The sequence below is a fragment of the Arsukibacterium indicum genome, from assembly GCF_019100565.1.
In the GTDB taxonomy this organism is placed as follows: domain Bacteria; phylum Pseudomonadota; class Gammaproteobacteria; order Enterobacterales; family Alteromonadaceae; genus Alishewanella; species Alishewanella indicum.
The window spans coordinates 24443-45870 of the sequence record NZ_JAHRID010000003.1 but is presented as its reverse complement, the minus strand read 5'-3'; the positions used below and the strand labels follow the sequence as shown (position 1 = coordinate 45870).

General features: G+C 46.3%; 18 protein-coding genes. 12 read left to right on the top strand and 6 right to left on the bottom strand.

Going from position 1 to position 21428, the window contains the following annotated elements; all coding sequences use genetic code 11:
- The first annotated feature begins 34 nt into the window (after window positions 1–34).
- Entirely contained in the window at window positions 35–2842 is a 2808-nt protein-coding gene (locus KQY15_RS07440) for a DEAD/DEAH box helicase (protein ID WP_217668565.1), read from the top strand.
- An 11-nt stretch (window positions 2843–2853) separates the two neighbouring features.
- On the opposite strand, the gene KQY15_RS07435 is transcribed toward KQY15_RS07440, so the two are convergent.
- Window positions 2854–3543 carry an SOS response-associated peptidase family protein gene (locus tag KQY15_RS07435; RefSeq protein WP_217668564.1) on the bottom strand — a complete coding sequence of 230 codons (690 nt, stop codon included), beginning with the start codon at window positions 3541–3543 and terminating at the stop codon, window positions 2854–2856.
- Window positions 3544–3863: 320 nt separating this feature from the next.
- Between KQY15_RS07435 and KQY15_RS07430 the strand changes: the two genes are divergently transcribed.
- The 3 genes from KQY15_RS07430 to KQY15_RS07420 all read left to right on the top strand — a co-directional run bounded on the left by KQY15_RS07430 (window position 3864) and on the right by KQY15_RS07420 (window position 5485).
- Window positions 3864–4118: a hypothetical protein gene (locus KQY15_RS07430; RefSeq protein WP_217668563.1), complete on the top strand. Its 255-nt coding sequence runs from the start codon at window positions 3864–3866 to the stop codon at window positions 4116–4118.
- A gap of 112 nt (window positions 4119–4230) precedes the next feature.
- On the top strand, window positions 4231–4935 hold the full coding sequence (locus KQY15_RS07425) for a hypothetical protein (protein ID WP_217668562.1): 705 nt from the start codon (window positions 4231–4233) through the stop codon (window positions 4933–4935).
- A gap of 61 nt (window positions 4936–4996) precedes the next feature.
- A complete protein-coding gene (locus KQY15_RS07420) occupies window positions 4997–5485 on the top strand; it encodes a hypothetical protein (RefSeq protein ID WP_217668561.1) in 489 nt (162 codons plus the stop codon).
- Window positions 5486–5594: 109 nt separating this feature from the next.
- Here the strand turns inward: KQY15_RS07420 and umuC are convergent, their stop codons facing one another.
- Both umuC and umuD read right to left on the bottom strand, forming a co-directional pair.
- Window positions 5595–6872 (bottom strand): translesion error-prone DNA polymerase V subunit UmuC, encoded by a 1278-nt coding sequence (gene umuC, locus KQY15_RS07415; RefSeq protein WP_217668560.1) that lies wholly within the window; start codon window positions 6870–6872, stop codon window positions 5595–5597.
- Window positions 6869–7300: a translesion error-prone DNA polymerase V autoproteolytic subunit gene (gene umuD / locus KQY15_RS07410; RefSeq protein WP_217668559.1), complete on the bottom strand. Its 432-nt coding sequence runs from the start codon at window positions 7298–7300 to the stop codon at window positions 6869–6871. The genes umuC and umuD overlap by 4 nt, the downstream gene beginning before the upstream one ends.
- 345 nt (window positions 7301–7645) lie before the next feature.
- Here umuD and KQY15_RS07405 point away from each other — a divergent pair, with 345 nt between their 5' ends.
- The 3 genes from KQY15_RS07405 to KQY15_RS19330 all read left to right on the top strand — a co-directional run bounded on the left by KQY15_RS07405 (window position 7646) and on the right by KQY15_RS19330 (window position 9139).
- Window positions 7646–7855, top strand: a complete 210-nt coding sequence (locus KQY15_RS07405) for a helix-turn-helix domain-containing protein (RefSeq protein ID WP_134059653.1) — start codon at window positions 7646–7648, stop codon at window positions 7853–7855.
- 186 nt (window positions 7856–8041) lie between these two features.
- On the top strand, window positions 8042–8632 hold the full coding sequence (locus tag KQY15_RS07400) for a hypothetical protein (protein ID WP_217668558.1): 591 nt from the start codon (window positions 8042–8044) through the stop codon (window positions 8630–8632).
- 6 nt (window positions 8633–8638) lie between these two features.
- Entirely contained in the window at window positions 8639–9139 is a 501-nt protein-coding gene (locus KQY15_RS19330) for a glycosyltransferase family protein (protein WP_443627111.1), read from the top strand.
- 451 nt (window positions 9140–9590) lie between these two features.
- On the opposite strand, the gene hutC is transcribed toward KQY15_RS19330, so the two are convergent.
- A complete protein-coding gene (gene hutC / locus KQY15_RS07395) occupies window positions 9591–10295 on the bottom strand; it encodes a histidine utilization transcriptional repressor HutC (RefSeq protein WP_008224191.1) in 705 nt (234 codons plus the stop codon).
- Window positions 10296–10664: 369 nt separating this feature from the next.
- On the opposite strand from hutC, the gene KQY15_RS07390 reads away from it, so the two are divergent.
- The 3 genes from KQY15_RS07390 to KQY15_RS07380 all read left to right on the top strand — a co-directional run bounded on the left by KQY15_RS07390 (window position 10665) and on the right by KQY15_RS07380 (window position 16103).
- A complete protein-coding gene (locus KQY15_RS07390; RefSeq protein WP_217668557.1) occupies window positions 10665–13340 on the top strand; it encodes a TonB-dependent receptor in 2676 nt (891 codons plus the stop codon).
- 160 nt (window positions 13341–13500) lie between these two features.
- Window positions 13501–14259: a PepSY-associated transmembrane domain-containing protein gene (locus KQY15_RS07385; RefSeq protein ID WP_217668556.1), complete on the top strand. Its 759-nt coding sequence runs from the start codon at window positions 13501–13503 to the stop codon at window positions 14257–14259.
- Window positions 14256–16103: a 2Fe-2S iron-sulfur cluster-binding protein gene (locus KQY15_RS07380; RefSeq protein WP_217668555.1), complete on the top strand. Its 1848-nt coding sequence runs from the start codon at window positions 14256–14258 to the stop codon at window positions 16101–16103. The genes KQY15_RS07385 and KQY15_RS07380 overlap by 4 nt, the downstream gene beginning before the upstream one ends.
- A 54-nt stretch (window positions 16104–16157) precedes the next feature.
- Here KQY15_RS07380 and KQY15_RS07375 read toward each other — a convergent pair whose 3' ends face one another.
- On the bottom strand, window positions 16158–17552 hold the full coding sequence (locus KQY15_RS07375) for a heavy metal sensor histidine kinase (protein WP_217668554.1): 1395 nt from the start codon (window positions 17550–17552) through the stop codon (window positions 16158–16160).
- Window positions 17545–18231 carry a heavy metal response regulator transcription factor gene (locus KQY15_RS07370; RefSeq protein ID WP_217668553.1) on the bottom strand — a complete coding sequence of 229 codons (687 nt, stop codon included), beginning with the start codon at window positions 18229–18231 and terminating at the stop codon, window positions 17545–17547. Before KQY15_RS07370 ends, KQY15_RS07375 begins: the two co-directional genes overlap by 8 nt.
- A 155-nt stretch (window positions 18232–18386) precedes the next feature.
- Between KQY15_RS07370 and KQY15_RS07365 the strand changes: the two genes are divergently transcribed.
- Entirely contained in the window at window positions 18387–20195 is a 1809-nt protein-coding gene (locus tag KQY15_RS07365) for a copper resistance system multicopper oxidase (RefSeq protein ID WP_302850304.1), read from the top strand.
- A complete protein-coding gene (locus KQY15_RS07360; protein WP_217668552.1) occupies window positions 20192–21397 on the top strand; it encodes a copper resistance protein B in 1206 nt (401 codons plus the stop codon). Before KQY15_RS07365 ends, KQY15_RS07360 begins: the two co-directional genes overlap by 4 nt.
- The last annotated feature ends 31 nt before the right edge of the window (window positions 21398–21428 follow it).

Sequence of the window (21428 nt, the reverse complement as noted above, 5' to 3'; positions counted from 1 at the left end):
GAATTACAGTTCCTTGCTGGATAGGATGCAATCCATGCCCAATTCGAGCGATTCTGCGCACCACGAGTTTTTCAATTATCTCGTACCGAGTAACATTTTTGATGTTAGTAAACATTCACACGTAGATATCGCGCTAAATCGCTCTATTGGGGCACTAACAAACCCACTGAAATTTCGATATACCTCAAAGCTTGATGAAATCTTACAGGTCTTAACTAACCCCGATACCATTGAGTATCAGAATCAGCTTTTACTTAAAGCGTTGAATGATGTATCGGTAAATACGGTTGACATAGACCATATTCAGATTGAATTAAAGCTCACCGCTACAGACTTCAAACATTTGCTTGATGCAAAAAACGGTATGCTCAATGTGCGCATTGCTGCTCGCCAAGCACGGTTGCGCGTAACGAGCTGTGATCCTGGTGAGAGAAATGAGGGATTTAAAAAGCAAGATTTCAGGCCTTTTTTTAACAAAGGTTTTGAGATGGTTCTGGATAACGATAGTTACCGGAACATCAGAATTTACTGCGCGGAAGCAAATCACCATAGGAATGCAGGCAGAGAGCTACGTTACAATTTCGAAATTGAGTTTATTCCTACCCGCCTCAGCGAAAAACAGATAGAAATAGCGTTTTTCCATCTTAAATCTGTACTTAGAAATACACGCTTTAAACAGTTAATAAACACCGCCACCATAGGCCGAATTGACACCGGCTATATCATGTATGGTGTATCGCAGCTGTTTGGTTTCCTATCTACTACGAATAACAAAGTTACGTCAGGCTCATGCATTCCCAGAAATCGCAAACACGCTGTTGAAACAACCTACGTCGGCAGTCGTAGTTCTCACCATCTAATTGGGTATGACAAAGTTCTAAAAGAGAATAAAAAATTTATTGAAGATGTGTTCAGACGCCTTCCTGTTAGTTTTTCCGAAGTCGCATCTAAACTCGAAGGGATAAATGAGTGGTTTCCTAATCAGGCCAGTTCATTTCGCGTGGAGTCTCGTAATATTTATAAGACTGATGAAGAGCCTAACTTTGTAGAGATGGATAACATTGTATCTAGATTAGAAGAGTTAAAGTTCATCCTACCCAAAGCACTTTATCCACTTGATGAAAAACGACTTAGAAAGCTAATACTGTCAAAAACGATTGGTAGAACAAGACCTCTGATTAAGGAATTAGGTACGTTTTTCATTCCATCAGTGACAGTAACCTTCGACCAAAGCGTTCTCAGACAGGCTATTCGTGAAAAGCTGACAAAATTTAAAAAAATTGTTCTTGATCTTACTGAGCCGAAAAAAAACGGGAAATCGGGAAACCGATCTAAAGATGCGCTAAGACTCCAACCGCCTCTAGAAGACATCAAACGGGTAAATCGAGCTCAGGCTGTTCTCGATGCACGAGCTGCCATTTCGCCCTTGATAGAAAAGAGAAGAACAAAAGATGATTCCGTCGACAGCATACTCAAATCGAATAAAAGGGCAATCTATGTCGAGGGTGGGCCGGGTTCAGGTAAAACTCGGTTAATAGTGTCACGTGTGGGGGCATTACTAGGTAGAGGTGTTCATGCATCAGAAATCTGTGTTTTAGCATACACCAACGATGCGGCTAATGTTTTTAAAAACCGATTAATTAAAGAAGGTTTTTATGATGAAGCTATGTTTGTCGGTACGTTTAGCAGCTGGTCTCGCTCTGTTATTGAGAATGACGATGGCAAATCCTCTGTGATTTTGGATGATGGGGCTTATTTAGAGCAGCTTACTAAACTGGTATCGAAAAGACGAAAACTCATTGAAGAAAGCGCGCCAGAGGACATTGCTAGGCGTCTTAAAACTGTTTTTAGTCATGCGGCGAGTTTTCCTATACCTGATGTTAAACGTAGCCTACGAAAACTCATGCCAAAATATAAAGGACTTCTAGCTGAAGTACTCAAAGTGCATCAACAACTTGAAAAATTTAAGGTCAAAAATAGCCTAAGAGATTTCAACGACCTATTTACTGCGTTCAACCAGAAACTAACTAAAAAAGGCTTTGCAAAGTCTGTAGCGGGAAAATACAAACACCTTATATTGGATGAGGTTCAGGACACAAACCCTGCACAGTGGGGGATCATCAAAGCCTTGCACGAAAAAGGGCAAGAATTTTTCTGTGTAGGTGATCCCGCACAGTCGATGTACAAGTTTAGGGGCGCTTCGGATGTTAATCTGAGGAAATTCCTAGAGGTATTTCCTGAAGGTAAAAAGTTCTACCTGATGACCAATCATCGGACTACCGGCGAGATAGTGTCGCTGTGTAATCAAGTAAGAACCAAGATAAATCGAAAGTATCGGAAGTCACCCTATGTAAGGCCTGATGGAATACCGCCGCTTGTGAAAATATGCGATGACATGGAGCAAGTAGCTAAATGGTTAGTTAGTGATATTGAGAGTCGCGCGAGTGTATCTAAAGAAACTTCGGTATTGATACTCTGCAGGTATAACAAACAAGTCGAGTTGATTGAGTCTACGATTAACAAAATAGGTATTGAAACCGGCGAAGAGCAGCATATCAAGGTACTAACATATCATGGTGCTAAGGGGTTAGAAGCAAAGTTATGCTATGTCATTGACCCGCTTTTTAGTTATTCACGACTGGCGTCCTATAATGAAGAGCTCTGCAACACATATGTTGCTCTTACTCGTGCAGAGGATGAGTTGGTTGTAGTGCGATGTTCGGGGGGATTTGGGTTTTACGGTATTCCATCGAACAGGTATGGAGTACCCTCCAAATGGGAACATTTCAAATCTGGGAGCATGCTTGCAAAGTTGTTAGCTGACGTGAAGCAGATAGATTAACGTTATTCAGTTTAGTCAGCACAGATTGCTTCTGAGCCGAGAAAATTATACGTGCTCGGTTTATCTATCTTAGTAGCAACCAGGTCATAGGGAATATGAGGCTGAAGTAGTGGCTCAAACTCTATCGGGTCAGTAATGCTTTCATCCAGCCAGAGACTTACCAAGGCCATATCTAGCGGCAATAATAGTGGTGATGCCTTGCTATGAATATGCATCAGCTTGGGGTGTGGTGGAAGGGTAATAACTGAGCAAGACAGTGCTGTTTCGCCTGTATCTTTGTTAATCCATTCCCGGCACAGGCCTCCGAGCAATATCGCACCATCTTTAGCAACAAGGTCATGGTAATGAAGTGGCTTGTTGTTCACATACTCCGTTTCACCAAAGCCCTTAGCTGGAATAACACACCTACTGTGGCGGTATGCCTGATAGCCAGCTGAACCCTTAACATTTAGCTTGTCATAACGGGTGTTAAATGAAGTGTACTTGGATGGCTTAAAGTCGGTAACAGATGGTTCAAGTAACAGCCACCAAGTAGCATTGTCCATTCTACGGACGCCATCTATCTGCCTGACAATACTGACCTGATTGGTTGCTCGAATAAACCTGCTGAATATCGGGCTATCTGAGAACAGCTGAATTTGTAGCCCTTCACATAGTTCTCTAACGCCGGGATCGTCAATTACGTTAAGTCTGCCGCACATGTCTTAAACTCAAATTACCGAGTAGATGTAAGTAGTATGAGCTATTCAAAGAATTTGGTGACGCAAGTGATACTTCTGCTGTGTGCCAGAAGCGGACATTTCAGACTGAATTTATTAACCGATTTTATTGCACTTTCCCGTATTTTAAGAACATCAGCATTGTAGCTGAGACTTCTCAGCCACATCCTATTGTAAAAGGTGTGTATACGTTGTAATTTTTTGAAATTAGGAACGTTAGGTAATGATTTCTCGGTTAACGCATCAGGTGTAACTGAGCAGTCTACATAATAACTGTTATGCGTGAATAAGGTTTCAGTGCTATGGATAGTGTTTTAGAAGAGTTAGCAAAAGGATTTTTCCGAGGACTAGTATTCGTTGTTGTTGAGATAGTCTTTGGTAAGGTTTGTTATTTACTTGGCTGGCCAGTTTGCAAACTTCTCTCTTTTGGCAAATATCCGTCAGCAAATCAACCGGTGCCATCTAAGAGTAATAATAGGCAAAGCTATTGGTGTAGTTTTGCAGGTATGGTTGTTTTACTTGCTGGTATTACCTATGTGCTTTTGGTTAATACTTAACATTCACACGCATGACAAGGCGCTGTTGTCGCCACTATCGTGGCTGGGACGGCTTACGCTGCGCTCCAGTCGCCCCAAAGCTTTGCGCTATGTGCTTATCTAGGAGTTCCCATTGAACGAATTGTTGGAAAAAATTGAAGCACTAAGAAAGATATACGAGATATCTGAATTTGAATGGGAAATACCTGAAAACTGCCCACTGCCAATTCCCGAAATTGAGACGAATAGCTTTCAAAAAAATGTTTATTTAAAGAAAAACCTAAGAGGTATTATTAGTAAGGACGATTCATTATCTACGCATTACTGGATTATCCAGGAATGGGGCGGTATTGGATCGTTTAAGAAAAACGAGCGAAATGACAAGAGGATCGTTAAGTTTCTTGATGAGTTAAAAAAAGGAAAGCTTTCAAAAGCAAGTTTTGATGCCATTTCATCTCTTTCAAAAGTTGCTTCATTTTTGACTCCTGAAGAATATGTTATTTATGATTCAAGAGTAATATATGGTTTAAACTGGCTGCTGTTTAACTTTTCTAATAGTAACAAGCTTTTTCCTCAACCAGTTGGTCGGAGTGCTGCTTTAGCAAAGTATGATATGCAAACAATATTCAGACTCTCCGGCAAGCGCTACGAGTATTATTCACACAAAGAAGCTTTTCATGAGTATTGTAAATTAATCAAGCAGCTATCATCAGATAAGACTGCTCCATATCTTCTAGAGATGTTTATTTTTGCTATTGCACCTTCTTGGGTAGTAAAAAATATAGAAGAAACCGTATCCCTTGAAATTAGACATGCACATAACAAATCAAAGCACTAGGACGCAGCAAGCTGCGCCGGTGTTTGAGGCGTTAAATTAATCAGTAGAAATCGGTCATTACATGGAGGTTGCTAAAGTGCTCCTATTCGGATTAGAAGTTAAGGAAATCATCGCGTTAGGCTCATTGGGAGTGGCTTTCTTGGCTTTGTTCATTGCTCCGTTAGTTAATGCTAGAAATTCTAAACGTCAAGTCTTGGCTCCAATGCGCCAAGCGTGGATAAATGCTCTCAGGGATAAGGTTTCCGAGTTTGTATCTATTGCGACTATCAGCAGACAACATGTGTGCCCAAGCTCAACTGCGCCTGAGGAAGTAAAACAGCAAGCACACAAAGAAGATCGTGAACGATATGCTCGTTTGAAGCTTCTGGTAGCTAGCGTCGAACTACATATCAACCCATTGGAACAAGATCATAGAAGCTTAGTGAAACAGATGCGTGACATAGTCGAAGGATATCACGACAACAAGGATTTAGCGGAAATGCTCAATGCACTGCTCAAAACCTGCCAGTCTGTCCTTAAACACGAATGGGAAGTAACCAAAAAAACTTAATTTAACAAAGCAGTTAAGGGCGATTTGAGCCAATTCGGAGATCGGCTTACAACAAATTGCTCGCGACCTGTTGCAGGCCTTAATGTCCGTTATTCGCTCAAAGCGGAAATTATCTAGCTATCGGAAGTTCACACCAGTTTGTTGTATAAGCTGGCGAGAGCAGCTCGCGTTTCATACCCCATTCTTGCTTTGTGCCCTGGCTGGCGAACCATAGTGTCTTGCTATGTTTGCTATTAAGGGTATCCATTAGCTGCATCAGTTTTTGGTCAGTTTCTTTTTGTACCATGGGTTCATCAAACAGGCCAGGTTGACACACGCCGGGATCATAGAAGTCGGCCAGCATTACTCCTGCTTTGGCATAGCGGTAACCGTTTAGCCATAGGCCATCCAATAGTTTCATTGCATGGGCAAGAAAGATTCGTGTGTCGCTACTTGGTGTATCAAGTTCGATACTTCTGCTGGCGCTGTAAGGCGCGTCTTTATCGCTAAACGGACTGGTACGTAAGAATACCGTTAAGTGTTTTGCAGTTTGCTGCTCTTGGCGCAGCTTCTTGCAAGCACGGCTAACGTATTCACTAATTGCCTCACGCATTTGCTGCTTATCGGTAATGCGTTCACCAAAGGCGCGGCTGCTGACAATCTGCTTTTTAGTCGGCGCCATCTCTTCCAGTGCAATACAGCTTTCGCCGTTAAGTTCTCGCACTGTGCGCTCAACCACCACAGAAAATTGCTGACGAATATACTCTGGGTCAGCGTCGGCAAGTTGCAGTGCAGTATTAATACCAAGTTGCTGTAACCGCTTAGTCAGCTTGCCGCCGATACCCCAAACCTCATTTACCGGCAACAAGGCCAATAACTTGCGCTGGCGCACTTTGTCAGTTAAATCCACCACACCACCGGTTTTGGGCCAGGTTTTGGCAGCATGGTTAGCAAGTTTAGCCAATGTTTTGGTTGGCGCTATACCCACACAAACGGTAATCCCTGTGTACTTTTGTACGACTTTTCGTACCTGCATGCCAAAGTCTGTCAGGCTCTGGCTAAAATCAACGCCGGTTAAATCTAAAAACGATTCGTCGATGGAATACACCTCCACTCTTGGGGCCAGGCTTTCCAGAGTGTTCATTACCCGCTGCGACATATCGGCATAGAGCGCGTAGTTAGAAGAGAATGCTACTACACCATGTTTCTGGATTAACTCACGCACCTGAAATACCGGCACGCCCATTTTAATGCCGAGTTTCTTCGCTTCTCTCGACCGGGCGACCACGCAGCCATCATTGTTAGATAACACAACGACCGGTTTGTCTGTTAGGTCAGGCCGAAACAGTTTTTCACAGCTGGCGTAGAAGTTATTACAGTCTACCAGCGCAAATACCGGTGTTGTCATTTGCGTTTCATTTGTCTAATAACGTTGGTCACTACGCCAAAGATGTTCAACTCTTCACCGTTACGTGGTCGTATCGGTTTGTAAGCCGGGTTGCGCGGTAACAACATGAGCGATGGTCGGATACATAGCTCTTTAACCGTAAACTCGTTGCCTACTGCTGCTACCACGATATCACCATGTTCTGCATCTACAGAGCGGTCTACTACCAATACATCACCGTCATAAATGCCAGCCTCTATCATCGAGTCACCCTCAACCCGAACAAAAAACGTGGCGGTAGGGTGGCGAATACACAGCTCGTTTAAGTCCAGCGTGCGTTCAACATAGTCTTGTGCAGGTGACGGGAAGCCTGCTTTGACCGGGTCGCTATAGAAGGGAATTTGTTGTTTCGGCCAGAAATCGGCATTACCAATAAATACTGCTGACATATCCACCTCGTATATGTATGGATATACAGTATATCAGGCAAGCCAGAATTGGCAATTCTGATACCGATGACTGCAATGCGTGCTCAGTTAGGTTACGGCATTGCAGTTCGACTTCTATCTATCAGAGAGCTTAAACAGGTCAGTTCATCGGTACAGCAGCTGTAGATTTCGCCACCTCTTGCCACTAGCCACATCAGCTGCAGCAAAATAATTTTCCGGTTAACGTTAAAGATGTCGAGGTGAATAGAAACAATGATAAATCTCAAAGGTATATTTGAGGACTATAATCCGTGGCGAATTAGTCCTTAAATTCTCATAGTGCACTTCTATTTAAAAGGAAGTGTAATGAGCACCATTTCGGTCAAATTCGGACTCAATCTGAGAAAGCAGCGAAAGGCAATTGGCTTGAGCCAGGACAATCTCGCTTTAACCGCTGAAGTTGACCGAAGCTATATCGGTAGAATAGAGCGGGGTGAAGCAAATGTCACTCTAGAAATGCTGTACAAGCTGGCTTCAGTTCTCAACTGTCATCCCAGAGATCTTCTACCCGAGTAAAAGAAAATCCTTCTGCTATCACTGCATACTCTGTATGCCTATGAGTAACAACGTTCTTCAAATAGTACCCATAACTTAAAAAATTGCCTTCCAACTATTAGCCAATTACACTTAGAAAAGAGGATTGTAATCCTCAATTTGGCGTCGTATTTCTACGACATAATTGCTTGATAGGAACCATATGGCATGTCCAAAAATGTATTATTGTTTTCCGGCAGTTTTCAGTATGGTGTAGTAGACGACTTCATAAACGGTATCAAACGGGCATTTGAGCTGATTGGATATCGGGTATATGAGGTTAGCTTAAAAGATAAAAGCTCTGATGACGAACTGCTCAGCCAGCTATCACTTATTGATACAACTCAGTTAAAACTCGTACTGTCGGTCAACGCCTTGGCCGTTGAGCTGACAAACAAATTGCCGCAGCTCGCGCCGATCCCTTTTTACACTTACCTAGTTGACCATCCAATCCACTTGTTACCGCGATTTTATGGCACCAAAGCAAAACTTCTTTGTGTAGACAAAGAGCATGTGACTTTCCTATCACAACTGGGTATTCAAGCTCAGTTCTGGCCGCATGCAGTGTGCGACACTGAGCTATCAGCTGAGTATGTCCCTTTTAGTCAGAAGAAAGGCATTCTTTTTCCAGCCTCATTTACAGATGAAAGCGCACATTTTGCTGAAATCAATAAAGTCGCCCCGAATATCGCAGCGAAGTTAACCGACGCTAATGTTCGCAGCATTTCAGATGTGTTAAGAATGCTCGGATTTATGTAGTCTGGAATATCGCCAAGCGTTCAGCTTAATGATCAGATTGTAACTTTCCTTCGGCGGTGCGATTTATATTTACGAGGGCGTGATAGAAATACGCTGATAAAAGAATGTCATCAGGCAGGGCTTGCACTAACCATTGTCGGTAGTAACTGGGATAAGACGCATCAGTACGACTCTCATTGCTACTTGCCGGCAGTACCATTTACTGAGTTAAAAAACCTGATTTCAAACAGTCGGTTTGTTCTTCATCATTCACCCGGTTTTGAGCAAGGCCAGCATGAGCGAGTTGTCTATCCATTAGCAAGAGGAACCTCTGTATTAAGCAGTGCTACACGTTACTTATTTGAGTCTTACGGAAGTGATAATGGCGTAGCGTTTTACAATAGTATGGCTGAGCTGAAACAAATTTCAGTATCAGTGTCGGAAGGGCATTACAGCAGTTGGATAAATAATGCCAATAGCATCATAGAGCGCAATGAAACGTGGCGTTCCAGAATTGCTATGTTGTAGTAACGCTTTACCTTGGAACCCGAACTCTGTCTATTAGGGTTCCTAAGCTTTTCAGTGCTTCGGTATAGCAAGAATGTGATTCGCCCACCTGATACCATTGATTACAGCGATACCCGGGTAACATCAAAACAATTCCCTTCTTGCTATTGTCAGCGAGAAGTTTTACAAGTGACAACAAATCCAGTCCAATACCATTCCTGCAGAATTTGCACTGCTTTCTGCCTAGTTACGGAATGATTATCCGCAGTCAATGTCTTTTTATGCGAAATATCTTCAGCGACAAGGTTGTAGTAATGCAAGAGGCTTATTGTTCACATACTTTCCTCAAAGCTCTTAGCTGGAACTACACATCTGCTATGGCAAAGTGCCTAGTAACCGTCAGAGCCAGTAATATTTAGACTGTATTATTGAATATTAAACGAAGTGTACGTGAATTACACCATGGGCAAAATCAAGCATTGATATCCAGGTGGCTTGTGAGTTTAAACCGGTTGGCAGGGTGATACAGAACTGCATAACAGATCGGTTGGCCGTGAGAATGTGTAATCCGGGTGACTTTCAGGCACGGTACTCCATCGTCCACTTGAAGGTTGTGCTTTAGTATTTTCGTAGGCATCACCGCTTCTACCGTTATTTCAGCTTCAGTGACTGGTGCTATTGAGTTTAGATACTCACTGGCAGTTATCTTGCTAAAATCCTGCTGCAAAAACAACGGCACCCGTTCAGCATTTACATAACGTTCTTCCAACTGAATAGGTTGCTCATTCTCTGAGTGCACGATGATAATTTTATAAACCGTTCTGCTATTAAGTGACAGCGTAAATGCGATGGCGTCGTTGGGGATTAGCGTCAGCTTGCTTAACACGGTCATCTTATGCACATGACCACGGGAGCGAATTTCGTCTGCGATATTGCGGATTTCCAATAACGAACTTTGCGCGGCAGGTTCCTTTACAAATGTACCTACACTGGCAACGCGCTCAAGTACGCCACTGTTGACCAGCTCTTCGACGGCTTTTCGCGCGGTCATCCTACTGGCCGAAAAGTGGTTGGCCAATTCGGTTTCCGACGGGATCTGGCTGCCAGCTTTCCATAAACTGGCACTTATCTTCTTTTTAATCTCATTAGAAATGAGGCGGTACTTTGGCAGCTTCATGCAATGTCCATATTACCTATTAACAATAAGTTTGAAGTGGATATACAGCTATACCATTACACCTCAATGCATGAACGGTAATTTTATACTGGGTTGCACTTCCGCCAACAGATTTTCCACGTTTGATCGGTGCTAAATGGGCGTTTCGCACAAGTTACATGTCAGCAACACTGTGCCAGTATATACCACGCGGCTACGCTGTCAATTTTTAATCAACTCAATCGGTATTCACCAAGGCAATCTTAGAAAATTAATTTCAAAACTGCCGTTGTATATACCGGTATGCTGTTGTATAACAATTGAGCAAGCAGCGACTTTATAATAAATTCCGGCTTCAGCTGGTACAAATGCTACTCAGGAGAACATTCAATGACAGCAATAAATATGACGCCTAGTCGTGTATATACCGCGATGTTGATGGCCGGTGCGGTGGCGGTTTCCACGCAAGCGAAGGCGCAAGACAGTGAGCCAGTTGAACGTATTCAAATTACCGGCTCAAAAATTAAACGTACCGATATTGAAACAGCTAGTCCAGTATCGGTTATATCCTCAGCTGATATCAGTGCATCAGGTATTACTAATGTAGAAAACCTGCTGCAGGAAATGTCTTTTTCAGCTGGTGTGGCTGGTAACGCTACCAACGCTTACTGGACCAGTGGTGGTTATGGTACCGCGCAGGTCAATTTACGTGGCCTGGGTATTAAGCGTACTCTGGTATTGTTAAATGGCCGTCGCGTCGTCGGCGGAGGCACTGGTGCCAATAGTTCGGTCGATTTGAATATGATCCCGACATCAATGATTGAGCGAATTGAAGTTTTAAAAGACGGCGCATCGGCTGTATATGGTGCCGATGCGGTGGCCGGTGTGGTGAATATAATCACCAAAAAAGAGTTCAGCGGCGCTGAGCTAAACGTGAAGGCTGGTATGTCGGATAAGGGCGATGCTGAAAATCAGGATTTGAGCCTGACACTGGGCGGCGAATTTGACAAGGGTAATGTGGTTGTAAATTTGAGTTACAACAACACGTCTGCGGTGCGTCAATCTGATCGTATTGCATGCTCAAAGTACGGTACAGAAGATGGCACTTTTGAGTGTTTTGGCAGCACCACCAGCGAAGGTGGTCGTGCGTTATTGGCTGACGGAACTCAGGTTCAGTTTAACTTGGATCCAGATACCGCCACGAACGGTAACAACTATGGCCCTTACAACGGTGCAATACACAGTTTTAACTCCATTCCTTATCTCAATGCTGTCAGCCCAATGGAGCGGATAAATATATCCAGCTTTGCTAACTACAACATTAATGACTCGGTGCAGCTGTTTGTAGAAGCAAGTTACGCTAACCGGCAGGGGGAGCAAATCGTTACACCGAGGAATGGTTTCGCTGGTATCAAAGTCGATGCCGATTTTCAATACAACCCTACCGGTCAGGATCTAGAGTTTTTACGTCGGCGTAATACCGAACTGGGCGCGCCTTATTTTTTCCAGGAAACTAATACTGTTCGGGTTGTAACGGGGCTAACCGGTGTATTAAGCAATGGCTGGGAGTGGGACTTATCTTATAACTATGGCCGCAATACTGGTACTGATGGCTGGACCTTTGATATTGACCCAGACCGAGCTGCACAAACTTTAGATGATAGCATTTGCACCTATGACAACAGCAATGGTATTCCTTGTGGTGACTGGTTCGGGAAAAACGAGCTGACGCAAGACGTTATTGATTACGTAAAATACCGCCGTGAAGGAACCGGTGGCAATGAAATGCGTGTCTGGTCTGCAAATATGAATGGTTATTTATATGAGCTACCAGCAGGCGGTCTAGGTTTTGCTATCGGTGCTGAAAGTCGAACAGAAAAAGGATGGCGAGATCCCGATTCCACGGTACTGCGTAACGGATTAGAGGATCCCATCAGCGGAAGTTATGATGTCAATGAAATTTTTGGTGAGTTATCCGTCCCTCTGCTGGCCAATGAGTTTTTGGTTAAACAGTTATCAGTTGAACTAGCTGCACGATACTCCGATTACAACACAGCAGGCGCGGAAACGACTTACAAAATGGGTTTAACATGGAGTGTGAACGACAGCCTGATGCTGCGTGCTGTGCGTTCAACAGCGTTTCGTGCACCAGTGATTACTGAGCTCTTCGGCGGTACCAATGGCGAAAACCTACGCACGATAGACCCTTGTGAAAATGCTACCGGCGCGATAGCTACAAACTGCCAGGCGGCAGGTGTACCCGCAGATTTTGTACAGGACGGCACGACAATTCTGACCAGTGTTGGCGGCAACCCCAAACTGGAACCGGAAACGGCTGACACTACCACAGTAGGTATCGTGTGGCAGCCTGAATTCCTTGAAGGTTTTTCTGCGACGATAGATTACTTCGATATTAGAATCGACGAAGCTATTACATCTGTTAATGGTTCCGATATGCTGCGGTTATGCTATGAAGACCCTATCGGTAACGCGAAGTTCTGCGATACCTTTACCCGGCATCCGGTAACTCACCAGGTTAATGAGTTGAATCAGCGCCCGGTGAATGCTGCGGTAGAAACTGTCAGCGGTGTTGACCTTAACACGGTATACAAATTTAACCTTTTTGGTTTGAGCAGCCGAGCGACTTTAGACATCACCCGTTTGCTAAAACATGAAAGCACTCCATTCCAAGGCCAACCTACTATCGACAAAGTAGGTTTTATTACTGAGGACCAAGGAAGTTACACTGAATGGCGTAGTAATTTTAGCTACAGCGTGATGACAGATGACTGGTCAGCAAGCTATTCCTTGCGTTATATCGGCAGTGCAGATGATGTCAATGGTACTGATTCCGACCCACTTGGTAAATCTGTCGGTTCAGTTACCTATTCCGATATATCAGCTTCATGGTACTACAGTGATGCGTTAACATTTAGCCTGGGTGTCGACAACATTTTCGACAAAAAAGCACCGTATCTGACGTCATGGAACGATGCCAACACTGACGTTATGACATATGATCTTTTAGGACGCCGCGGCTTCATCCGCGCCACCTACCAGTTCTAAGTCATTGTTAACCGGTAGCACCTGAGTGGAATGCTTGTATACCATTCCACTCAGGTGCTTACTTTATTCAATAGTAAAAATCAATGAGTTGAACGGAACGAATGGTTTCATGTGCAGTTACTAAGCTGCTGTGTGAACCAGCCGCACTAGAGGGCTGATAATGAATAAATCAATGCGGCTGCTGAAAATCAGCAGAAAATACCATAAATGGCTGATGGCGTTTATTGGCCTGCAGTTTATGGTTTGGTCGGTAACCGGGGCCTATATGGTGTTTTTTGATATTGATTATATCCATGGCGATACTTTGGTTAATAATGAACAGGATAAAATCGATCCACAGCAAGTCACCTACTCACTGCAAAGTTTGTTACAACACTATCCGCAGGCAAAAGCCATTTCCTTGGGGCGTTATCTGGATAAGGTTGTATATCGTTTTACACTGGAAGAACAAAAGTTAGCCATTGATGCCAATAGCGGTAAGGTCATGCCGCCGTTAGATCAGGCTCAGGCAGAAAAAGCCGCCCGCTTCTATTATAGCGGTGCAGGCACAGTCGAAAGTGCTGAGCTGATAAGTGAAAACGCCCCGTTTGAGCTCAATCCTGCGGTCATGCCAGCTTGGCGGGTAAATTTCTCGGACTTCGGCGCCCCGGCAATTTACGTGTCTGCTGAGACGGGGTTATTGGTTGGCAAACGGCATAGTTTCTGGCGCCTGTTTGACTGGATGTTCCGCTTTCATGTGATGGATTATGATGACGGTGCAGATATTGATAACAGCCTGTTATTCTGGTTCACCATGTTAGGCATTTTTGCTTCAGTACTTGGACTGGTACTGGCCTATTTCCGCGTGTTTCGCAAAGCAGACGAAGCATTACTTGCTCCTGATAGCAATGACAGTCACGTAGCAGGAGTAGCACGATGAATATGGTCAGAAAACTCCATAAATGGGCCTCCGTTATCGTCGGTATTCAGTTTCTTATCTGGCTGGGTAGTGGCATGTACTTCAACTTTATGGATCATACCAAAGCGGCAGGACACACTTACAAAGTGCATCAGCATCCGTCGCTGGCCTGGAATACGCTGACGTTGCAGGAACCAGCCGATGTGTTACGGCAATATAAACCCAGCACCACACTGTCTTTAATTGAGTTGGCGCAAAAGCCCTATTATTTGCTTAACCATCAGCGCGGTTTGTACGCTAACTTTGTCAACAAACATAGTTTGGTCGATGCGCGGACAGGCTTGCCAGTGACGCTTGATGTTGATTTTGCTAAACAGTTGGCCAGCGCATCCTATAACGGGCCGGGAGAAATTGTATCTGCAACATTGCTGCAGCCACCTATTTCCGATTTGCTCAAACAAAAGAATCCTGTGTGGCAGGTTAACTTTGCCGATGAAATTAACACCAGTGTTTATGTTGAGGCCGATTCAGGCCGTATTGCCGGTCACAGTGATGATGATAAACGCCTGGCCGACTTTTTCCTGAAACTGCATTTTATGGATTATGCCAATGAAGGCAGTTTTAATAGCGCGCTAATGATGGTGTTTGCCTTTATTGCCCTATGGCTTAGCGGTACAGGTCTAGTCTGGACGATAGATCTGGCTCTACGCGGCCAGTATAAAATTAAGCTGTTTGCTCGCAAAACCACCGTTAAGTTATTTGACCGTAACCAAAAAAGTCTGGGACAGGTGGCTTTTTCCAATCATAAAAATTTATTAGATGGTTTGGTTGAGCACAATATTATCTTGCCTTCAACTTGTGGCGGTGGTGGTACCTGTGGTCGATGCCGCATTATGATAAATCAAAACGTTAAATCTACCGCCGCGGATCTGCAGCATTTTAGTGCCTTCGAACTAGAACAGGGTTACCGGTTGGCTTGTCAGCACTTCAGTGATGATGTTGAACATATGACATTAATGGACATAACTGATGCGAAGAAGTACCAGTTGGAATTAGTTAGCAGTAAATTTTTAAGCCCTTTTATTAAAGAGTTGCGCTTTACTACTCAATCGAAGATTCCTATGCGATATAAAGCTGGTGCATTTATGCGCTTCTTTATCCCTGAGGCAAGTGGCTGTTCGGTGCCCTTGGATGTGCCTGAGTTGCTACAACAGGACTGGCAGCATATTGACCGATTAAACTATCAACACGGTGCCTGTAGCAGGAGCTATTCCTTGGCTGGCATAGATGATACGACAAACGAGTTAGTGTTTGTCATTAAACTACAAAGTGCTAAGAACCCGTCCGTACTACCCGGTATCGGTTCGAACTATCTGGGTAACTTACGCATTGGCGACCGGGTTGAGGCCTTGGGGCCTTTTGAAGAGTTTTACGCTAGCCCCGGTAGCGATAAGACAATGGTACTGGTTGGCGCAGGTTCAGGCATGGCGCCACTTAAAGCGCTGATCGAAGAACAGTTAGCACTGCATCGGAATAATAAAGGTGATAAGCCACCACGCCCGCTGCATTTCTTTTACGGCGCTCGCAACGAAAATGATGTGATTTACGTTGATTACTTTTATGAGTTGGCGAAGCAGTATCCGCATTTTCATTACTACCCGGTGTTGTCACGACCGGACAAAGGCTGGCTGGGTGCGACTGGCTATGCTCAGCACGTGCTGGCGTTAAACTGGCAGAATGTGGTTGAGCAAGGTGAACCTGAGTTTTATTTGTGTGGGCCTAAAGGCTTAATGGATGACACTATTCGGTTGCTGCGCGACAAAGGTGTGCCAGAAAGTAATATTGCCTTTGATGAATTTAGCTAGCTAAAACGGAACTGCGTGGGACGATTCCGCGCAGTTTTTACTTTGAAGCTGTGATCAGGCTGTTTTAAGACTGATCACAAAACGCGTGCTCTCCAGATCTGATTCGACATTAATTTGTCCTTCGTGTGCTTCCACAATGGCTTTGGTAATAGCCAACCCTAAACCGGCACCTTCACTATGCCGTTGCCTTGATTGATCTGCACGATAAAAGCGCTCAAATAAATACGGTAAATGTTCCGGAGGAATAGGCGGTCCAGGATTTTCGACGCTGATAGTGATCGAGTCTGGTGATGCCAGTGCTGTTGTTACTGTAATGTTTTGGCTCTGAGCAGTGTATCTCAATGCGTTTGACAGCAGATTGGTTAAAGCATGTCGCAGTAAGGTGCGATCAGCCTGCACCAAAATTACCGGACCGGAAAAATGCAAACTAACACCAGACTCTTCAGCAAGGGCTTCAAAAAAGTCAAAAATCGCCTGAATTTCGTCCGCCAGATTTAACGTTTGCTTTTGCAGTGTGAGTAAACCGTTCTGGCTTTTCGCTAACCACAACATATCGCTTATCATTTTATTCAGCCGCTCCAGCTCCTCCAGATTGGAGAACAGCAGATTCTGGTACTCGTCGGCGCTGCGCGCGCGCGATAAACTAACCTGGGTTTGCGTGATCATATTGGTCAGCGGTGTTCGTAGCTCATGCGCAATATCGGCACTAAAGTGCGACAGCTTGGTAAACCCTTGCTCCAGCCGGTCTAACATCAGATTAAAAGACTGCACCATATGCCGCAGCTCGGCCGGGACCTCGCCCGGTGATAAGCGAATATCCAGTTTATTGGTTTGAATATCACGCATTTGCGCGCTTAAACCCCGAAGTGGGTTTAGCCCCTGGTGCACTGCAAGCCAGGCCGCCAGTAGAGTAAGCAGGGCGGAGCCAAGTAAAATCAGCCCCAGGCTACGCTGTAACTGCGCCAAGAAATGGGTATGAAAACTGATATCAATAGCAGCAATTACCTTATAGTGCTGATCTGCCGTGGTCAGGCGGCTAAACACACCGCGATAGGCTTTGCCGTCCAGCTGCCAGTGGTGGATGGTTTTGGCATTGTAGTCGGCGCTGGCCGGGGTGTTGGCAGCCAGCAGGCTTAAGTCAACGTCGGCATTGCGGTACAGTAAGCGGTTCTGGCTATCCATCACCTGATAGTAAACACCGTGATGGCCCGATACCGCTTTGGCCAGCGTCTGTGCCGGCTGTTGCTGGCCGTTCTGCCCGGCAGTCATCGTGTGCTCAACCGCATGCAGGATCACAGCTAATTCGTCGACATCCTGCTCGATAAAGTGATGTTCGACTGAGCTGAGCAGTAATTGCTGCACGAAGAACAGGCAAATCGAAATGGTTAGCGCGACAAAAAGTACCACGCGAACGGTGATCGACAGGGGGCGTTTGCCAGCTTTATCCATCAGTTTGCTCATCGTCCAGTTTATAGCCCATACCGCGCACGGTGTGGATCAGTTTTGCCGCAAAGCCATCATCAATTTTGGCGCGCAAGCGGCGGATAGCTACATCGATAACATTGGTGTCGCTGTCAAAATTCATATCCCACACCTGCGAGGCGATAAGCGAGCGTGGCAGTACTTCGCCGCGGCGGCGCATCAGCAGCTCAAGCAAGCTAAATTCCTGATTACTCAATGTTATTTTGGCGCCGCTGCGGCTGGCTTTACGCTTGGCGATATCCAGTTGTAAATCGGCGACCTGCAATAATTCTGACTGCGGTACGGCCTGACCACGCCGTAGCAGGGTTCTGACCCGGGCCAGCACTTCAGAGAAAGCAAAGGGTTTGATCAGGTAGTCGTCGGCGCCAAGCTCCAGGCCTTTTACCCGGTCGTCGACACTGTCGCGGGCCGACAGAAACAGTACCGGCGTGTGGTTATGGTTTTCTCTTAGCGCCTGCACAATGCGTAAGCCGCTGACGTCCGGCAGCATCACATCCAGCATGATTAAATCGAAATCTTCTGTCATCGCCAGATGATGACCGTCCAGGCCATTTCTGACCAGTGACACCTGAAAACCGGCTTCGCTCAGGCCTTGCTTCAGATAGTCGCCGGTTTTTTGTTCATCTTCCACAATCAGCAAACGCATCTTGTCATCTCCAAACATAGCTTTGGCAGTATTAGGCCATAAACCGCCAAACAGCAACATGACAGCAAGATTACAACTTTGTCATGTTCAGGTCATGCTGCTGACAGTTTCGTCCTCTACACTGCTACGCATATAGAGAGTATTGGAGGTTGCAGATGATAAAGGCTAACACCATGATGCCGGTATCGGTTTCACGGCGCCGGTTTGTGCAGGGGCTGGCGGTGGGCGGCGTGCTGGCCACTTTTCCGCATATCGTCAGGGCGGGTAGCGCCTTTAAAGATAATGCCTTTACCGGCTATGCCACTGAGCTCAGCGGTAACGTGATTGATTTAACCATCGGCGAAGCGCTGGTAAATTTTACCGGCGTGGTCCGTAAAGCCACCACCATCAATGGTTCGATACCGGCACCGACCTTACGCTTGCGCGAAGGCGATGAGGTCACCATACGGGTAACCAATACCTTGTCGGTGCCCAGCTCAATTCACTGGCACGGTATTATTTTACCCTACCAGATGGACGGCGTACCCGGCATGAGCTTCAGAGGCATTATGCCCGGTGAAACCTTTGTCTATCGTTTTACGCTAAAGCAAAGCGGTACTTACTGGTATCACTCGCACAGTGGCTTTCAGGAAATGACCGGCATGTATGGCGCGCTGATCATTGAGCCAAAAGAGCAGGATATTATCCAAGCTGACCGCGAATATGTGGTGCAACTATCTGACTGGACCGATGAAGATCCACACACTGTGTTTCGCAAATTAAAAGTACAAAGTGATTTGTATAATTTTAATCAGCCAACGGTGCAGGACATGCTGCGCGATATCACTGACAGAGGGCTGGACGCGGCACTGGCGAAACGCCAGATGTGGCAGCAAATGCGGATGAACCCCACCGATTTGGCGGATATCTCCGCGGCCACTTTTACGTATTTAATGAATGGCAGTTCGCCGCTGGCAAACTGGCACGGCTTATTTAAGCGCGGTGAGCGTGTGCGGCTGCGTTTTATCAATGGCTCCAGCAACAGCTTTTTTGATGTGCGTATTCCCGAGCTTAAAATGACTGTGGTGCAGGCTGACGGCCAGAATGTGCACCCGGTAACGGTGGATGAGTTCCGCTTTGGCCCGGGCGAAACCTATGATGTTGTCGTATCGCCGCAAGCGGATGCCTACACCATTTTTGCCCAGAGTATGGACCGCAGTGGCTATGCCCGCGGTACCCTGGCCGTGGCTGAGGGCTTGCATGCGCCTGTGCCGGCGCTGGATCCGGTGGAATGGCTGACGATGGCTGACATGATGGGCAATATGAACCATGGCAATACCGGCGGTCATAGCGGTATGGCTCACGATGCTGCAGATCACAGCAGTATGGATCATAGCCAGCATGGTGCTATGGCTATCGATCACAGTCAGCATGGCCCGGCGGTGCCTTATGCCAAAGCCAGTTCAACTGTGCGTCATGCCAGCACCGAGTATGGCCCGTCGGTGGATATGCGGGTGGATATGCCAAGAACCAACCTGGACGATCCGGGTATTGGTTTGCGCAATACCGGGCGGCGCGCGCTGACCCTGGCCGATTTACATTCGCTGGACGGTATTATTGAGCCGGGCGGCCCGGAGGCGGAAATTGAGCTGCATCTGACCGGCAATATGGAGCGCTACACCTGGTCATTCGATGGCTTAGAGTTCAGTAAAAGCACACCGGTGCATATGAAGCACAATCAGCGTATCCGGGTGATCTTGCAAAACGACACCATGATGACCCACCCGATGCATTTGCACGGTATGTGGAGTGATCTGGAAAGTGACAACGGTGCCGTACAGGTACGCCGCCATACCATTCCGGTGCAACCGGCGCAGCGCATCAGCTTTTTAACCACGCCGCATGATGTCGGGCGCTGGGCCTGGCATTGTCATTTATTGTTCCATATGGATGCGGGTATGTTCAGAGAAGTGGTGGTGTCATGAAAACAGCCAACGTAACGCTAACCTTGTCGCTGCTGGCGCTGGCCTGTACTGTGGCGCTCAGCCCTGGCGTGGCAGCACAGAACGCCACTGAGAAACCGCCGGTACCAACGCACAGTGGCATGGACCACAGCAAAATGGACCACGGCAAAATGGATCATAGCAAGATGAACCACGCTGAGCAGGCGGTTGACCATAGCCAGACGAACCCTAGTGACATGGATCACAGTCAGATTGATCATAGTGACATGGATCACAGTCAGATTGATCATAGCGGCATGGACCACAGTAAAATGGGCCACGCTGAGCAGGCCGTAGACCATAGCCAGATGGACCACAGCGAAGTGGACCATAGCAAAATGGATCATACCGAGATGAACCATAGTGAAATGACCCATGCTGAGCAGGCTGTGGATCACAGCAGTATGGATCACAGCACGATGAAGCATGCCGATATGCAGATGCAAGGCGGTAAGGCGCCGGCTAATGCCCGCGATCCACATGCCTACTCCAACGGCTACACCCTTACTGACGGGCCCTATGGCATGGCCGATTCACGCCATTTAAAGCACGGCATTGAACATCCACAGTGGTCCGTGCTGGGCGATCGGCTGGAATACAATGCCGACAGTGAAGCTGGCGAACTGGAGCTGCAAGCCTGGTATGGTACGACCTATGATCGGTTGGTGCTGAAAACCGAAGCTGAAGTCAGTGACGGCAAGCTGGAAGAGAGCAGCACCGAGCTGTTATGGAGCCACGCGATAGCAGCCTATTGGGATGGTCAGCTTGGGCTGCGCCTGGATCAGGTTGCCGATGGCACCAACCGGCAGTGGTTAGCATTGGGTGTGCAGGGTTTAGCGCCGTACTGGTTTGAAGTGGATGTCACGGCTTATCTGGGCACTGGTGGTCGCACCGCGTTAAGTGCCGAAGCGGAATATGAGCTGCTGTTAACGCAGCGCCTGATCCTGCAGGCCCGGGCGGAGCTGACAGCCTATGGCAAAGACGATGAGGTCAATCAGCTGGGTAAAGGCCTGTCTTCACTGGGGGCAGGGCTTCGGCTGCGCTATGAATTCTCCCGCCAGTTCGCACCCTATGTCGGGGTAGAGTGGCAGAACAAATATGGTAACACGGCAGATTTTGCCCGCCTGCAGGATGCATCGACAGCAGAAACATCCTGGGTTGCCGGTGTGCGGTTCTGGTTTTAATAGATCAGGGTTTTAATCAATTTGGATGTTA

Excerpts from the sequence above, each read along its gene's own strand:
- KQY15_RS07440 (WP_217668565.1), top strand. The coding sequence starts at position 35 with ATGCCCAATTCGAGCGATTCTGCGCACCACGAGTTTTTCAATTATCTC.
- KQY15_RS07435 (WP_217668564.1), bottom strand. The coding sequence starts at position 3,543 with ATGTGCGGCAGACTTAACGTAATTGACGATCCCGGCGTTAGAGAACTA.
- KQY15_RS07430 (WP_217668563.1), top strand. The coding sequence starts at position 3,864 with ATGGATAGTGTTTTAGAAGAGTTAGCAAAAGGATTTTTCCGAGGACTA.
- KQY15_RS07420 (WP_217668561.1), top strand. The coding sequence starts at position 4,997 with ATGGAGGTTGCTAAAGTGCTCCTATTCGGATTAGAAGTTAAGGAAATC.
- umuC (WP_217668560.1), bottom strand. The coding sequence starts at position 6,872 with ATGACAACACCGGTATTTGCGCTGGTAGACTGTAATAACTTCTACGCC.
- umuD (WP_217668559.1), bottom strand. The coding sequence starts at position 7,300 with ATGTCAGCAGTATTTATTGGTAATGCCGATTTCTGGCCGAAACAACAA.
- KQY15_RS07405 (WP_134059653.1), top strand. The coding sequence starts at position 7,646 with ATGAGCACCATTTCGGTCAAATTCGGACTCAATCTGAGAAAGCAGCGA.
- KQY15_RS07400 (WP_217668558.1), top strand. The coding sequence starts at position 8,042 with ATGTCCAAAAATGTATTATTGTTTTCCGGCAGTTTTCAGTATGGTGTA.
- hutC (WP_008224191.1), bottom strand. The coding sequence starts at position 10,295 with ATGAAGCTGCCAAAGTACCGCCTCATTTCTAATGAGATTAAAAAGAAG.
- KQY15_RS07390 (WP_217668557.1), top strand. The coding sequence starts at position 10,665 with ATGACAGCAATAAATATGACGCCTAGTCGTGTATATACCGCGATGTTG.
- KQY15_RS07385 (WP_217668556.1), top strand. The coding sequence starts at position 13,501 with ATGAATAAATCAATGCGGCTGCTGAAAATCAGCAGAAAATACCATAAA.
- KQY15_RS07380 (WP_217668555.1), top strand. The coding sequence starts at position 14,256 with ATGAATATGGTCAGAAAACTCCATAAATGGGCCTCCGTTATCGTCGGT.
- KQY15_RS07375 (WP_217668554.1), bottom strand. The coding sequence starts at position 17,552 with ATGGATAAAGCTGGCAAACGCCCCCTGTCGATCACCGTTCGCGTGGTA.
- KQY15_RS07370 (WP_217668553.1), bottom strand. The coding sequence starts at position 18,231 with ATGCGTTTGCTGATTGTGGAAGATGAACAAAAAACCGGCGACTATCTG.
- KQY15_RS07365 (WP_302850304.1), top strand. The coding sequence starts at position 18,387 with ATGATAAAGGCTAACACCATGATGCCGGTATCGGTTTCACGGCGCCGG.
- KQY15_RS07360 (WP_217668552.1), top strand. The coding sequence starts at position 20,192 with ATGAAAACAGCCAACGTAACGCTAACCTTGTCGCTGCTGGCGCTGGCC.